Annotated in this window: 17 protein-coding genes; 11 read left to right on the top strand and 6 right to left on the bottom strand. The window is 69.3% G+C overall.

Annotated elements, in window-relative coordinates:
• Positions 1-55 precede the first annotated feature (55 nt).
• Positions 56-466 (top strand): hypothetical protein, encoded by a 411-nt coding sequence (locus OG456_RS41720; protein WP_266570289.1) that lies wholly within the window; start codon positions 56-58, stop codon positions 464-466.
• A gap of 30 nt (positions 467-496) precedes the next feature.
• Here OG456_RS41720 and OG456_RS41715 read toward each other — a convergent pair whose 3' ends face one another.
• A complete protein-coding gene (locus OG456_RS41715; protein ID WP_266570288.1) occupies positions 497-1,198 on the bottom strand; it encodes a FadR/GntR family transcriptional regulator in 702 nt (233 codons plus the stop codon).
• Between the two features lie 9 nt (positions 1,199-1,207).
• Here OG456_RS41715 and OG456_RS41710 point away from each other — a divergent pair, with 9 nt between their 5' ends.
• From OG456_RS41710 to OG456_RS41700, 3 genes are all read left to right on the top strand, one after another.
• The gene (locus OG456_RS41710; protein ID WP_266570287.1) at positions 1,208-1,684 is read left to right on the top strand and encodes a fumarylacetoacetate hydrolase family protein; all 477 of its coding nucleotides are present in this window, start codon (positions 1,208-1,210) and stop codon (positions 1,682-1,684) included.
• Between the two features lie 152 nt (positions 1,685-1,836).
• Positions 1,837-2,478, top strand: coding sequence for a class I SAM-dependent methyltransferase (locus OG456_RS41705; protein ID WP_266570286.1), 642 nt, complete (start codon positions 1,837-1,839; stop codon positions 2,476-2,478).
• Positions 2,479-2,538: 60 nt separating this feature from the next.
• Positions 2,539-2,670 (top strand): hypothetical protein, encoded by a 132-nt coding sequence (locus tag OG456_RS41700; RefSeq protein WP_266570285.1) that lies wholly within the window; start codon positions 2,539-2,541, stop codon positions 2,668-2,670.
• On the opposite strand, the gene OG456_RS41695 is transcribed toward OG456_RS41700, so the two are convergent.
• A complete protein-coding gene (locus tag OG456_RS41695) occupies positions 2,651-3,067 on the bottom strand; it encodes a VOC family protein (protein ID WP_266570284.1) in 417 nt (138 codons plus the stop codon). The two genes, OG456_RS41700 and OG456_RS41695, sit on opposite strands and share 20 nt — an antisense overlap.
• Positions 3,068-3,219: 152 nt before the next feature.
• On the opposite strand from OG456_RS41695, the gene OG456_RS41690 reads away from it, so the two are divergent.
• Both OG456_RS41690 and OG456_RS41685 read left to right on the top strand, forming a co-directional pair.
• On the top strand, positions 3,220-3,762 hold the full coding sequence (locus tag OG456_RS41690; RefSeq protein WP_266570283.1) for a DUF1707 domain-containing protein: 543 nt from the start codon (positions 3,220-3,222) through the stop codon (positions 3,760-3,762).
• 153 nt (positions 3,763-3,915) lie between these two features.
• Positions 3,916-4,389 (top strand): SRPBCC domain-containing protein, encoded by a 474-nt coding sequence (locus OG456_RS41685; RefSeq protein WP_266570282.1) that lies wholly within the window; start codon positions 3,916-3,918, stop codon positions 4,387-4,389.
• 33 nt (positions 4,390-4,422) lie between these two features.
• Here OG456_RS41685 and OG456_RS41680 read toward each other — a convergent pair whose 3' ends face one another.
• Positions 4,423-4,842 carry a DUF5996 family protein gene (locus OG456_RS41680; protein ID WP_266570281.1) on the bottom strand — a complete coding sequence of 140 codons (420 nt, stop codon included), beginning with the start codon at positions 4,840-4,842 and terminating at the stop codon, positions 4,423-4,425.
• 378 nt (positions 4,843-5,220) lie between these two features.
• On the opposite strand from OG456_RS41680, the gene OG456_RS50935 reads away from it, so the two are divergent.
• The gene (locus OG456_RS50935; protein WP_353963518.1) at positions 5,221-5,301 is read left to right on the top strand and encodes a tryptorubin family RiPP precursor; all 81 of its coding nucleotides are present in this window, start codon (positions 5,221-5,223) and stop codon (positions 5,299-5,301) included.
• A gap of 106 nt (positions 5,302-5,407) precedes the next feature.
• Positions 5,408-6,460, top strand: a complete 1,053-nt coding sequence (locus OG456_RS41675; protein WP_266570280.1) for a cytochrome P450 — start codon at positions 5,408-5,410, stop codon at positions 6,458-6,460.
• 125 nt (positions 6,461-6,585) lie between these two features.
• Here OG456_RS41675 and OG456_RS41670 read toward each other — a convergent pair whose 3' ends face one another.
• Entirely contained in the window at positions 6,586-7,380 is a 795-nt protein-coding gene (locus tag OG456_RS41670; protein ID WP_266570279.1) for an SDR family NAD(P)-dependent oxidoreductase, read from the bottom strand.
• Between the two features lie 418 nt (positions 7,381-7,798).
• Here OG456_RS41670 and OG456_RS41665 point away from each other — a divergent pair, with 418 nt between their 5' ends.
• Positions 7,799-8,323, top strand: coding sequence for a lamin tail domain-containing protein (locus tag OG456_RS41665; protein WP_266570278.1), 525 nt, complete (start codon positions 7,799-7,801; stop codon positions 8,321-8,323).
• Between the two features lie 133 nt (positions 8,324-8,456).
• Here OG456_RS41665 and OG456_RS41660 read toward each other — a convergent pair whose 3' ends face one another.
• Both OG456_RS41660 and OG456_RS41655 read right to left on the bottom strand, forming a co-directional pair.
• Positions 8,457-9,167 carry a response regulator gene (locus OG456_RS41660; protein ID WP_266570277.1) on the bottom strand — a complete coding sequence of 237 codons (711 nt, stop codon included), beginning with the start codon at positions 9,165-9,167 and terminating at the stop codon, positions 8,457-8,459.
• Positions 9,164-10,810, bottom strand: coding sequence for an ATP-binding protein (locus OG456_RS41655; RefSeq protein WP_266570276.1), 1,647 nt, complete (start codon positions 10,808-10,810; stop codon positions 9,164-9,166). Before OG456_RS41655 ends, OG456_RS41660 begins: the two co-directional genes overlap by 4 nt.
• Positions 10,811-10,907: 97 nt before the next feature.
• Here OG456_RS41655 and OG456_RS41650 point away from each other — a divergent pair, with 97 nt between their 5' ends.
• Together OG456_RS41650 and OG456_RS41645 are read left to right on the top strand one after the other, a co-directional pair.
• On the top strand, positions 10,908-11,909 hold the full coding sequence (locus OG456_RS41650; RefSeq protein WP_266570275.1) for a tripartite tricarboxylate transporter substrate binding protein: 1,002 nt from the start codon (positions 10,908-10,910) through the stop codon (positions 11,907-11,909).
• Positions 11,910-12,092: 183 nt separating this feature from the next.
• Complete coding sequence (locus OG456_RS41645; protein WP_266570274.1) at positions 12,093-13,538, top strand: GntP family permease; 1,446 nt, start codon at positions 12,093-12,095, stop codon at positions 13,536-13,538.
• The last annotated feature ends 7 nt before the right edge of the window (positions 13,539-13,545 follow it).

Genomic DNA, 13,545 nt, shown 5'->3' with positions numbered 1-13,545 from the left:
GTCCCCGCGGTGCGCTGTGCTGGGTCAAAGGGCAACGGATGCCGAGGGGGAGCGTATGCGTGTCGCCGTGCTGTGTGTCTGGCTGGTCACCGCGAGCCTGGGCGGATATCTGGCCACGGTGTGGATCCGCCACGGAGGGCTGCAACAGCGCACGCCGGGCGTGACGCGGCTGCCGCTGTGGCTCGTCCTCGGCCACATCGCGCTCGCTGTCGCCGGACTTGCCTCCTGGACGGCGTACCTCATCGGTAACGCGCGCGGCTCCGCCTGGGCCGCTTGTGCTGTCGTTCTGATCGTGGCCGCTTTCGGCTTCATGATGCTTTTCCGCTGGCTGCCCAGCAGGGGGAGACATTCGCAGGGGCATGCCACCGCTGAACGGAACTTCCCGCTCACCGCGGTCGTCGCCCACGGAATGAGCGCCGCTGTCACGGTGCTGCTGGTCGCGCTCGTCGTCCTGGGGCATGCGTGACACGACGAGTGGCGGCAGCGCCCTGCTCCCTCAGGCGCGATCCCGTACCGCGTCGAGGCGGTCACGCACCCAGGCGTCCACATCGTTGACGTGCCGGTTGGCCGCCGTGAAGGCGGCCAGGCTGTCGTGGGCGCGCAGGGCGCGGTAGATGTCCATATGCTGCTCGTGGGTCCAGGCGAGCACGTCGGACTTGATCAGCGCTCGCCAGATGCGGGCCCTGGCCGTCTGCTGGGTGACGGAGGAGAGCAGCGACTCAAGGGTGCGGTTGCCCGTCGCGGCGACGATGTCGGCGTGGAACGCGAGGTCCTCGCGGACCAGCTCCTCCGGGTCGTGCAGTGTTCTCATGCGCTCGATGCGCTGGTGGAGGGCGTCGAGGGTGGCCGCGTCGATCCGGGTCGCCGCGAGCGCGGTGGCACTCGGCTCGATGACCTTGCGGCACTCCAGCATCTCGTCGAGACCGGTGTCGTTGGCGAGGTCCAGGAAGCTGCCGATGGCGCGCACCGGCCGGTCCGGCCGCAGATCCGTGACGAACGTGCCGTCACCCCGGCGCACGTCGAGAGACAGGTGCTGCACCAGTTCGCACAGGCCGACTCCGCCCGCGTGCGGGCAGACGGGCACGTCGTGCGCGGCGGCGAGCAGCAGGGCGGCGACCGCCTCGTTCATGCCGCCGAGCCGGCAGGCGTCGATCTGGCAGATGCCGATCGCCTTGCTCTGCAGGAACTGCTTGAACATCACGGCATCGTGGACGACGTCAGCTCCCGGTCGATCGAGGGCGAGAACCCCCGCTATCTGCCCCAGGCCAAGATCTATGCCGGAAGCGCCGCGGTGTCCTCGGGCATAGCGCCCTTCTGGGAGATCGAGGACGCGACCGCGCTGAAGATTGCCCTCGAGGTGCGGCGCGACGGCGCCGTCGCCTATGACGCGACGACCACCACGGCCTCCTTCCACCGTCCTCCGCAAGGGCTGGTGGACCATCTCTGGCACTCCCAGCCGTTCCCCGACGGCGCGGTGCTGTCCACCGGCACCGGCACCGGCATCGTGCCGGGACTCGACTTCACCCTGCGGGGCGGGGACGTGGTCGAGATCACCGTCGACGGCGTCGGGAAGCTCTCGAATCCCGTACGCGGAGACCAGGCGGAGCTGGACTGGCTGGTCGAAGCGATCGACCACCCACTGACGCGGCGTGCGCACCGAACAGGCGCGAGTAGGGGCCGGTGACCGATGTGAGTGGCGGCCGCCTCACACGCCGGCCGTCGCCAAACGGCTTGCAGGGCAAGGCGGTTGGGCCACGCAGGGGGTGGACGCGGGAGGAGGGCCGTGCGACGGGGCACTTGTCGGCGCGACAAGGCAAGGCTCTAGTCTCGTCGCTTGTGACTGAAACTCCCTCACACCGCAATGCGACAGCGGACGCCTACGACGCCGTGTCCGTCCTCTACGCCGAAGTCACCCGCGATGCGCTGGACGCACAGCCGCTGGACCGCGCGGTGCTCGCCGCGTTCGCCGAACTCGCGCGGACGAACGAGGGCGGGCCCGTGGCCGAGCTGGGCTGCGGCCCGGGACGTGTGACCGCGCACCTGCGGGACCTCGGCCTCGATGTCTTCGGCGTCGACCTGTCGCCGGTGATGGTCGACCTGGCTCGCGAGACCTACCCGGACCTGCGGTTCGAGGTGGGCTCCATGGACGCGCTGAGCCTGGCCGACGGCTCGCTGAACGGCATCGTGTCCTGGTACTCGGTCATCCACACCCCGCCGCGGGACGTGCCCTCGTACTTCGACGAGTTCCGCCGTGTACTCACGCCTGGCGGCCACCTCTTGCTCGGCTTCTTCGAGTCCGGGGGCGATCCGGTCACGGAGTTCGACCACAAGGTGGTGACGGCCTACCGGTGGCCGATCGACGACCTGGCGAAGATGGCCGCCGAGGCCGGCTTCGCCGAGGTGGGCCGGATGCTGCGCGAGCCGCGGGAGGGCGAACGGTTCCGCCAGGGGCGTCTGCTGATGCGCAGGGGCAGCTGACGCGACACCGCGGGCCCGTGCCCTGGAGGAGGGCGGGGACCCCGTCGGTACATCAACCGCATGCCGCGTGACCGGGTCTGGGCATGGACCTCCGAGAAGGCCTTCCACGCGGCGTGCGGCTCCGGCGACCTCACCGAGGCACTCGCGCGGTTCCGCTTCTGGGCGATGCGGGTCAGGCGCCGGCCTCGCTGATGTTGACCATCCAGGTGACGCCGAACTTGTCGGTGCACATGCCGAACACGTCACCCCACATCTGCTTCTCCAGCGGGACCGCCACATTGCCGCCGGCCGACAGCTTCTCCCAGTAGCCGCGCAGTTCGTCGGCGTCGTCGCCGCTCAGGCTCACCGAGAAGTTGTTGCCCTGCTTGAGCTCCATGCCCGGCGGGTTGTCTGCGCCCATGAGCATGAAGCCGTTCGGGGCCTCCTGCAAGCCGTGCATGACCTTGTCGGCGTACCCGGGGGGCGTCTCGGAACCGAACGCTCCGTACGTGTTCATCGACAGGTCGCCGCCGAAAACGCTCTTGTAGAACTCCATGGCTTGCTTGGCGTCACCGGCGAAGCTGATGTACGGATTGAGTCGAGAGACCATGAGCGATTCCTTTCGTGACGTTTTGTCAGGGGTGCACACTAGTCGCGTTCCGCCTGCTCAATGGGGATAGGCGCAGACCGTTTTCCCGGGGGTGGGCCTTGGCCGCGTGGATTCCTCGGCGGCAGCTGAATTCCCGACACTAGAGTGAAACGGTGACTCTCCCGCAGGAAAATCCGGCACGCCCGATCAGCGAAGACGACCGCGACTCAGCCGTGCAACGTGTGCAGAAGGCGTACGCCGAAGGGCACATCTCGCATGAGGACATGGACGGCCGTCTGCAGCAGGTCCTCACCGCCAGGACGCACCGCGAGCTCGCGCCGGCTCTCGCCTCGCTCCCGGAGGAGGACCCGGGCACCTCGTCCACGATCGGCGCCCTCGGCGGACGGATCAAACGGCGCGGCGCATGGAAGGTTCCTCGGAACCTCAAGGTCGAGTCCGCCTTCGGAAGTGTGCGCCTGGACCTGTCCCGGGCAGCCTTCGAGCACTCGACAGTCGACATCGAGCTCCAGGTCGGCACCGGCAAGGCCAAGATCACGGTGCCTCGCGACGCGATCGTCGACGTAGAGGGTCTGCACACGGGATGGAAGGACCTGCGCTACAAGCCCCCGCGGCACTCCGGCACGGGCGGCCCGCGGATCCGGATCTCCGGGACCATGGGGTTCGGCCGATTGAAGATCCGCCACGCGCGGCGTTGAGGGATCGGCGCCTGCGGTCGCCAGTGGTGCCCTGGGAGCGGGTCCAGCCCGCACGACCGATGAGTTCTGCCTCGCCGGCTCGTCTGCATATGGGGAACCCCCACTTCCGTGTCTGCGGGAGCCCGAGATGAGCTGACAAGGAGCGCGCACACCATGGCCGAGGACAACGTGAGCGCCACCCTGACCGTGGCCGCGCCCGCTGAGAGGGTGTTCGCCGTGCTGGCGGACCCGACGGCCCATGCCGCGATCGACGGCACCGGCTGGGTTCGGCGATCCGTCGACCGGGCGCCGCTGACCGAGGTGGGGCAGATTTTCCGGATGGACATGTACCACCCCAACCATCCCGACGGTGGCTACCAGACGGTCAACAAGGTCCAGGTACTCGGCCCGCCGCGCACCATCGGCTGGCTGACGGGATACCGCAAGGACGACGGAGAGCTGGACTTCGGCGGCTGGATCTGGCGTTACGACCTTGCGCCGCTCGGTCCGTCCGAGACCGAGGTCACGCTCACCTACGACTGGTCGGCGGTGCCGCAGCACATCCGGGAGTACATCCAGTTCCCGCCGTTCGGCCCGGAGCATCTCACCAACTCGCTGCACCACTTGGCCGGGCTCGTCCAGGAATGAAGACGCGGGTCGGGGCCTCCGGCGACCGTCGGTTCATTGATCCCGGCCCCGGACCGCCGCCGGTGGTGTCGTGCGCATGCGCCAGCCGTCGCAGCGGGATCCGATCACGTCGGCCGGCCAGCCCGCTGTTTCCACGGCCGCCTCGTAGACGGCCTCGCCGAACGCCACGATGGCCCGGCGAGGGTCTGCGGACTCGACGACCACGTCACTGTCCAGCAGTCGGTAGTGCACCTCGAAGGTGACTCCCCGGCGCCGAAAGGTCGGCGTCCGGAGTCCGCGGGGGGTGACATCGAGAACGATGTTTCCCCCAGCCGGCCTCGAAGGGCTCGTCCAGGGTGTACTTGCCCCGACCTGCACCAGCCGGTTCACGTAGTCGACCATGGGCGCCAGATCCTCGTGGACCAGCGCCGGCCATGCGTTGAGTCGTTCGCTGATGGAGAGCCTCCCGGCCATTTTCGCGCGCAGGTCAGAGCGCTGCCTGCTCGGCAGTGAGGGCTCCCCATCCGGCCAAACTGGCCGCGGTGGGAACGACGCCTTCCGAGATCCCGCATGTTGCACCACCCCCTTTCCCGGTCTCACCCGCAGCGCCGCGACCAGTGCATAGGGCGAACGCGGCGACCCTTCGAGGCCGCACACGGTTCACGCAGAGCACTGCGTGCGCAGGGAAATGCAGAGTCTGAAGGTGGATATGCGAAACGCTCTTCGGTGAATTGGTGGATTGGCCGTTGATCACGGCAGGGAAGGTTCACCGCGCCACCGGCATGCGATCTTCACCGGCTCACCCCGGCACCCGTCGCGTGTCTTCCGACCGCCCTGAGAGGGGGTGCAGTGATGAAGCTTCTCTTCGCCATCCGCAACAAGGCCGCGGCCCGAAAGTCCCTGAAGGCCAACGCCTGGTATCTCTGGTACTGACCCGGCACGCCTCCACCCGCCCCCGCTGTGCGGTGGCAGCGAGCAGACGCCCGACGCCGACTGCCGTACAGCGGGGGTTCCGACCCCCACCGCCACCGGAGAACCCGTGTCGCTCACCTCCGTGCCGCGCATGCGCCGTACCGTGCTCGCCCCGCGACTGACAGCCCTGCTCGACGCCCACCTGGGCCAGGACGTCTTCCGCCTCGAGAGCGACACCGTCGGAGTGGCCGGATACGACGTCGCCGACCGGATCCTCGCCGCGCGCCGGGCGACGGAGACCGAGCGGCCGACGTTCAAGCCCCTGCACGGCCGCTCGATCTCGCGCAACGAAGCCTCCTCGGTCACCCGGACGGTAGGCAACGACGTCCGCGAGGCGCTGAAGCGCCCCTTGCCGTCGGACGTCGACCTGTCGGGTCCTTGGCCTCTCACCGGACACCTCTTCCTGAGGGACCTCATCCTCGGCCAAGACCCCCTCCGTCTGCGCATATTGATGAGCCGCAACCTCGAACTGACACCCAAGCTGACCTGGTCCGTGATCGCCGCAGGCGCCGCGCTGCCCGGCTGGCCGCGCCCCGGCGCCCACCTCACCGGTCTTGCGGGGCGGGCGGCCGAGGCCGTCGGCTACCAGGACCGCAGGTACGCGATGGGTGTCTACCGGCGAGCGGCCGCCCCGGTGTGTTTCACGGTCTCGACGCTCGTCGCGAACGCACTGTGGCTCGGCTCCCCCTTCGACGACAGCACGTCGAACCGCGACATCATCTACGAGGCCCTGCGACTGCTGCCGCCCTCGTGGAACATCCTCCGCAACGCCTCCCCGGAGTACCCCGCGATCGACAGCCGGATCCGGGACGACGACGACGTCCTGCTACTTCCGCTGCTCTCGCACCGCGACCCGGCCCGGTGGGAGGACGCGGCCGCGTTCCGGCCCGAGCGCTGGGAGGAACTCGACCCCGACGCCACGCCGGGCTATCTGCCCTTCGGGCATGCCTCTGAGCGCTGCTGGGGACGGCACATGGTGATGCCGCTCGCCGAACTGCTGCTGGACCGGATCCGCAGCTCAGGGCTCGTCGTCGATCCCGAGCAGCGCACCGTCAGGGTTCCGCTGCTCGGCCTGCTGGGGGTCGAGGAAGTACGCCTGACGAAGGCGCGAACAGCCTGACGAACGGCAGGAGTTGCCATGGTTTCGTCGAACTTCCTTTGGTCGACGGCTGCTTGCTGGTGTTGCGCACGGGCAACGCATGAGTCTTCCGGCCCGACGCACACGATCGTAGGGCGCGCGTCGCCTTACGGGAGGATGGCGTCGATGTATCCACCGTCGACCCGCAGCGCGCCGCCCGTGGTCGCGGACGCCAGGTCGGAGCTCAGGTACACCACCATGTTGGCGATCTCCTCGGGTTCGATCAGGCGCTGCAACAGCGACTGCGGGCGGTACTCGCGCATGAAGACGCGCTGCGCCTCGTCCCACGGCAGGTCGCGGTCGACGAGTTGGTACACGAAGTCTTCGACGCCGCCGGTGTGAGTAGGGCCCGCGATGACGCAGTTCACGGTAACGCCCGTTCCCGCGGCGTGCTTGGCGAAGCCGCGGCTGACCGCGAGCAGAGCGGTCTTCGACATGCCGTAGTGGATCATCTCGGCGGGGATCACCACCGCGGAGTCGCTCGCGATGTACTGGACGCGCCCCCGGCCGCGTTCGGTCATCCGCGGCAGGTACAGCTGCGTGAGCCGGACGGCGGCCAGCACGTTCACCTCGAAGTAGCGGCGCCATTCGTCGTCCGTGATGTCCAGGGGGTTCTTCGCGTCGAAGATGCCGAGATTGTTGATGAGGATGTCCACGTCAGGCAGCGTTTCCCAGGCGCGTCGAGCGCCCTCCTCGGAACCGACGTCGGCGGCGACCGGAACGAAGTCGCCGTCCGGCACGGCGACTTTGAGCTGCTCGACGGCCGTCTCCACCCTGCCCTGGTCGCGTCCGTTGACCCCGACCCGCGCGCCGGCGCGTGCGAGTCCGGTCGCGATCGCGGCTCCGATGCCTTGCGTGGAGCCCGTCACCAGAGCGGTGCGGCCCGAAAGGTCCAGGTGCACGTCTTGTTCCCTTACTGGATTGGGTGGGTGATCGGCGGGTCGTCACGAGACTCTTCCCTCTCGCAGACCCCCGGTGATGCCCGGGCGCTCGGAATTGGGGCCGAACGGGTGGGGAGCGGTGCGGCTGTTACGCGCTTCCGGGTGACGGGACGCCGGGGGGCGCGGCAGAAGCGGGGCCGGAGTCGTGCGGAGTAAGGGCCGAGACGTCAACTTGGTGCCTTCAGTGCATAAATGGACGATACATGGGAGAGCAACAGAAATATGGACGACATGTAACGGCCTTCACGTCTTGCGCACATTCAGGACGATCTGTTGGCAAGTTGGGCGTTCTCGGCCACCGGGCCGGGACCCGCACATCGCAGACCTGCGGCACATCACGCCGGTACACGGGTCTGCAGTACAAAGTGAAGGGGCATTCATGTCCGCTTTCATGTCAGTTGCCGCCCGCCGTACCGCTGCCGCCGCCCTCGCGGCCGGCGCGCTGGTCGGAACGTTCGCCGCGTCGGCATCGGCCGACGCCGGTGGCCGCCTGCACCGCGACCGCGTCGAGATCTCCGGCGCGCAGTACGACTCCCCGGGCTGGGACAACGGCACCAACCGCTCCCTCAACAAGGAGTGGGTCGATGTCACCAACACGTCCCGCCACGCGGTGAACCTCGACGGGTGGACGCTGTCGGCCAGGGACGGTCGCACCTACACCTTCCATCACTACCGCCTGGCGGGCCGCGCGACGGTCCGCGTCCACAGCGGTGTCGGGCGCGACAGCGGCCGTGACGTGTACCAGGACCGTCGCAGGTACGTGTGGGACAACCGCTCCGACACCGCCACCCTGCGCGATGACCGCAACCGGAGGGTCGACACCCTTTCCTGGGGCGGCCACCGCGACGACCGCGACGACCGCGGCCACCGCGACGACCGCGGTCACCACGGCGGCCACCGCTGACCTGACCTGAACCTGCCCGCGGGACTCCCAGCCCGCGGGCAGCGATGACCCGCCTCGGAGGGGGCGTTCCGCAGCACGGTCTGCGGGACGCCCCCTCTTGGCTGCCGCCGACGGCACGGCTACCGCTTCGACGTCACCCGTGCCAGTCGTAGCGTCGCTCCGGGCGGCCGGCGACGCCGTAGCGCAGTGACACGCCGGCGCTTCCGGTGCCGTGGAAGTACTCGAGGTAACGGCGGGCGCTGACGCGGGAGATGCCGGTCAGGGCGGCGCATTCGCTGGCGGACAGAGTGCCGTCGGCCTCGCGCAGGGTGCGTTCGACCATCGCGGCGGTCTCGACGCTCATGCCCTTGGGCAGGCCACCGCCCGGAGCGGCCAGGGCCGTTCCGCCCAGCACGCGGTCCACGTCGGCCTGGCCCCGTACGACCGCGGAGAGCAGTCGGCGGCGCCGGGCGGCGTACCGCTCGAGCCGGGGGAGCAGGTCCTCGAAGTCGAAGGGCTTGAGCAGGTAGTCGACCACGCCGCGGCGGACCGCGCGGCGCACCGTCTCCGCTTCCTGGGCGGCGCTGATGACCATGATGTCGCAGTCGTGGCCCGCGGCGCGCAGCCGGGGGATGAGATCGAGGCCGAAGACGTCCGGCAGGTACAGGTCGAGCAGGATGAGGTCGGGGCGCAGTTCCTCGACGGCGTCGATCGCCTGTTGCCCGGTGTGAGCGGTGCCGATGACGCGGAACGGCACGACGCGCTCGACGAAGGTGCGGTGCACCCGGGCCACCATGAAGTCGTCGTCCACGACGAGCACGTCGATCGAGTCGTCTTCTGCGGCCGTGTCGTGCGGGGCGGTCATCCGGGGACTCCTTCGGGCGCCACATCGGCGGGGTGACCGAGGGGCATGTGGGCGGTGAACATGGCGCCGTCGGCGGTGTTGGCCACCGATATCTCGCCGCTGTGGCGCTCGCAGACGAGCTTGGTGAGGGCCAGGCCGATCCCGCGCTCGCCCTCCTCGGCGGCCTTGGTGGTGAAGCCGTGCGCGAAGACCTCCCGAGCCACTTCGGGCGGCAGGCCGGGGCCGGAGTCCCGGACCACGACCTCCACGCTGGACGCGTCCTGCCGCAGCTCCACCTCGACCCACGCGTCGCCGGTGTCGTCATCGGAAGCGGCGGCGTCCACCGCGTTGTCGACGAGGTTGCCGATCACGGTGGCCAGATCGGCCGCGTCCTCCGGTGCCAGCCGGCCGAGTGCGGTCCCGGCGGAGATCCGCAGACTGACCTTGCGTTCGGCAGCGAGGGAGGACTTCGCCATCAGCAGCGCGGCGATCGCGGTGTCGCGCACGCGCCGGGCGAGTGTCACATCGAGCGACTGGCGGCGCTGGTTGAGGGCGCGGATGTAGCGGACCACTTCTTCCTGCTCCCCGATCTGGATCAGACCGGAGATGGTGTGGAGCTGGTTCGCGAACTCGTGGGCCTGTGCGCGCAGCAGCTCGGAGGAGCTGCGGAAGGAGCCGATCTCCCGTTCCAGCTCGGCCAGTTCGGTGCGATCGCGCAGGGTTGTCACCGAACCGAACAGGCGGCCGTCCTTCATGACGGTCATCCGGTTCATCACCAGCAGACGCCCACGGCGGATCACCACCTGGTCGTGCTGGTCGGCCGCGCCGTGCCGGGCCCCTACGAGCACGTCTCGCAGCCGCCCCTCGAAACCCAGGTCGTCAATGCCCTGCCCCACGCAGTCCTCGGGCAGGTCGAGGAGGCGCCGGCCCACGTCGTTGACCAGCGTGAGACGGAGCTGCGGGTCCAAGGCGACGACGCCCTCCGCGATCCCGTACAGCATCGCCTCGCGGTGCTCGGCGAGGCCGGCGATCTCGCGCGGCTCCAGGCCGTACGTCTGGCGTTTGACCCGTCGGGCAAGGAGCCAGGAACCCAGCACACCGAGCCCGCTCGCGATGCCCAGGTAGGCGAGCAGGTACGAAGAGGCGCCGCTGAGCCGCTGCCACACGGTGGGGGAGACCTCTCCGATCATGACGGTGCCGAGCTGCCGCCCGAGCGTCTGCCTCGCAGCGCTCAGAACCGGCACCTGCGCCACCAGCTCGCGGCTTCCGTCCAGCGTCAGATCGCCGGACCAGCTGCGGCCCCGGGCAACCCCCGCTCCCAGGTTCAGCCGTTCACCCACCACCGTGGGGTTGGTGGACGAGACGATGCGGCCGTTTGCGTCGGCCACGGTCACTGATGTGACGCCGGACTGCGCCAGCGTGGAGTGCACCAGCGGGGCCAGCGCCTCCTCGGGGGCAGGCCTCACGAGCTGGCTGCGGACCAGGGGGTTGGCGCCCAGTTGCTCGGCCAGCGCATCGACCTTGCGGCCCTCGACCCGTTGGAAGGTGGCCTCGGACTGGGCGAGCGAGACACCCGCGACCGCCAGCAGCACCACCACGACGATGGCGAGCTGGAGCACCAGCATCTGGCCAGCGAGGGTATGGCGGCGGAACGTCGTGACCACAATTAACTCAATCTTTGCTACTGACACAACGTGGGCGGCTCGCGTGCCATGTCGGACAATCATGACGCCCGGCAGTTGAAATCGAAAGCGAGGTGCCATGAGAGGTCCCGCACGTGCCCTTCTCGGCACCGTCGCCGTACTGACACTCCTCACAATCAGCGCATGCGGGGTGTTTCCCGGGGTGTTTCCCGACGGGCAGGCGCAGTCGGACCGCGATCTGCGGATCCTGGTGCCCAACACACCCGGTGGCGGCTACGACACCACGGCCCGGACCGCGGCCCGGGTCATGGACGAGACGCACATCGCGCCGGACGTGCAGGTGTTCAACCTTCCCGGGGCGGGCGGCACGGTGGGCCTGCAGCGCATCGTCGACGAACGAGGCAACGGAGATCTGGCGCTGCAGATGGGCCTCGGCGTCGTGGGCGCCTCGCATGAGGCGAAGGCGAAGGTGACGGTCGCCCGGACCACACCGATCGCCCGTCTCATCGAGGAGGCGGGTGCGGTCGTCGTCCGCAAGGACTCGCCGTTCAGAACGGTCGGCGACCTCATCACCGCGTGGCGAAGGGCCCCTGAACGCCTCGCCGTCGGTGGCGGATCGTCTCCCGGCGGACCGGATTACCTGCTGCCCATGGAGCTGGCGAAGGCAGTCGGCATCGACCCCAGGAAGGTCGACTACGTCGGCTACGGCGGCGGTGGCGGCGACTTGCTGCCGGCACTGCTCGACGGCGAGGTCGACTTCGCCACCAGCGGCCTGGGCGAGTTCCTCGACCAGGTCGACAGCGGCCAGCTGCGGGTCCTCGCCGTCACGGGCGAGCATCCGGTCGAGCCTCTGGCCGGGGTCCCGACGCTCAAGTCGTCGGGCATCGACCTGGTCTTCAGCAACTGGCGGGGCATCGTCGCCCCGCCCGGTATCAGCGACGCCGACAGGCAGCGCTGGGTCGATGCGTTGACCGAGTTGCACCGGTCCAGTCGGTGGCAGGCCGAGCTCGACCGGCACGGCTGGACCGACGCGTTCGCCACCGGCGACACGTTCGCGGCCTACCTCACCCAGCAGGACAAGCTCGTGGCCGGTCTCGCCGCCTCCCTCGGACGGGAGTGACCGGGCGCTCGTCCACCGACGGCTCGCTTCGAAACCGAAGGCTTGCACCACGGGCAGCTGCCCGAAGTGATCCCACCCACCCATGACCGGGACGGTCCGGCCCCCGTGCGCGAGGGCTCGCCGAGCCATGCCCGTTTTCCTCCGGCCGGACCGCGGCCGGTTCCCGAAAGGCACTCCTCCCGTATGACCGCACACACTTGGTACCTGTTGCTCGTCCTCACCGTGGCGATCGGGCTGCTGATCTACTTGATCAACTCCCGGCTCCGCATCCACCCGTTCATCGCCCTCATCGTGGTGACCATCGGCACCGGGCTCGCCGCCGGTGAACCCGTGGCGAAACTGACCGGGTCCATCGAGGAGGGAGCGGGCGGCACCCTCGGTGACATCGGCCTCACACTCGCCCTCGGAGCCATGCTCGGCCGCCTGCTGTCCGACTCCGGTGCCACCGACGCCATCGCCCACGCCATCGTCGACCGTTCCAGCAACCGCAGGCTTCCCTGGCTCGTCGCGGCCGCGGCGTTCGTCATCGGCATCCCGATGTTCTTCGAGGTCGGCCTCATCGTGCTGCTGCCGCTGATCTTCAGCGTCGCGCGCCGCCTGGAGGGCGACGGCGCAACGAAGGGTTCTCCGTACGTGCTGCTCGGCGTGCCCGCCATCGCCGCGCTGTCCACCCTGCACGGCATGTTGCCGCCCCACCCCGGACCGCTGACCGCCATGACGGGCCTCCACGCCGACCTCGGCCTGACCCTCGGCGTCGGCATCATCTGCTCGATCCCGACCGTCATCCTGGCCGGCCCTGTGTACGCCCGCTGGATCGCGCCCCGCCTGGCCGATGTACGGCCCGACCCCGTGCTCGTGGCCCAGTTCACCGGTGCCGACCGGAACGACGCAGCCGGCACCGCCACGGAAACTTCTCCCACCGGCCCGGCCGAGGGGACGCGCACCGACACTCTGCGGCGCGCCGGTGTGTCCACCGGACTGGCCGTCACCTCGGTCCTCATACCCGTCGCTCTGATGCTGCTGCGCACCCTCGCCGAAACCGTGCTCGACGAGTCCAGCACCGTGCGTGCGGCGCTCACGTTCGTCGGTGAACCGCTGGTGGCGATGCTCGCCGGTTTCCTGTTCGCGCTCGGTGTGACCCTCGTAGGCGGTGGCCGCTCCAGCGAGGCGACCCGCTCCTCCCTGACGGACAGCCTCAAGTCCATCGCCGCGATCCTGCTCATCATCGGTGGCGGCGGCGCGTTCAAGCAGGTGCTTCAGGACTCCGGTATCGGTGACGCCATCGCCTCCGCGGCCGAGGGAGCCCACCTCAACGTGATCGTGCTGGGCTGGCTGATCGCCCTGCTCCTGTCCCTGACCACCGGTTCGGCCACCGTCGGCATCGTCTCGGCCACCGGCATCGTCGCCCCGCTGATCGGCACGGGTGGCGGGCTCGAGGCCTCGCTCCTGGTGGTCGCGATCGGCGCCGGCTCCCTGGGCCTCAACTACGTCAACCATGCCGGGTTCTGGCTGGTCAAGGAGTCCTTCGGCATGGACCTCACCCAGGCCACCAAGACACAGACCGTCGTGCAGACACTGGTCAGTGTGATGGGTCTCGGGATGGCCCTGCTCCTGTCCGTCCTCGCCTGACCGGAGG

It is taken from the genome of Streptomyces sp. NBC_01446 (assembly GCF_026340095.1).
Classification (GTDB): domain Bacteria; phylum Actinomycetota; class Actinomycetes; order Streptomycetales; family Streptomycetaceae; genus Streptomyces; species Streptomyces aureus.
Note: the sequence above shows the minus strand (reverse complement) of the source record. Positions and strands in the feature narration are given on the sequence as shown.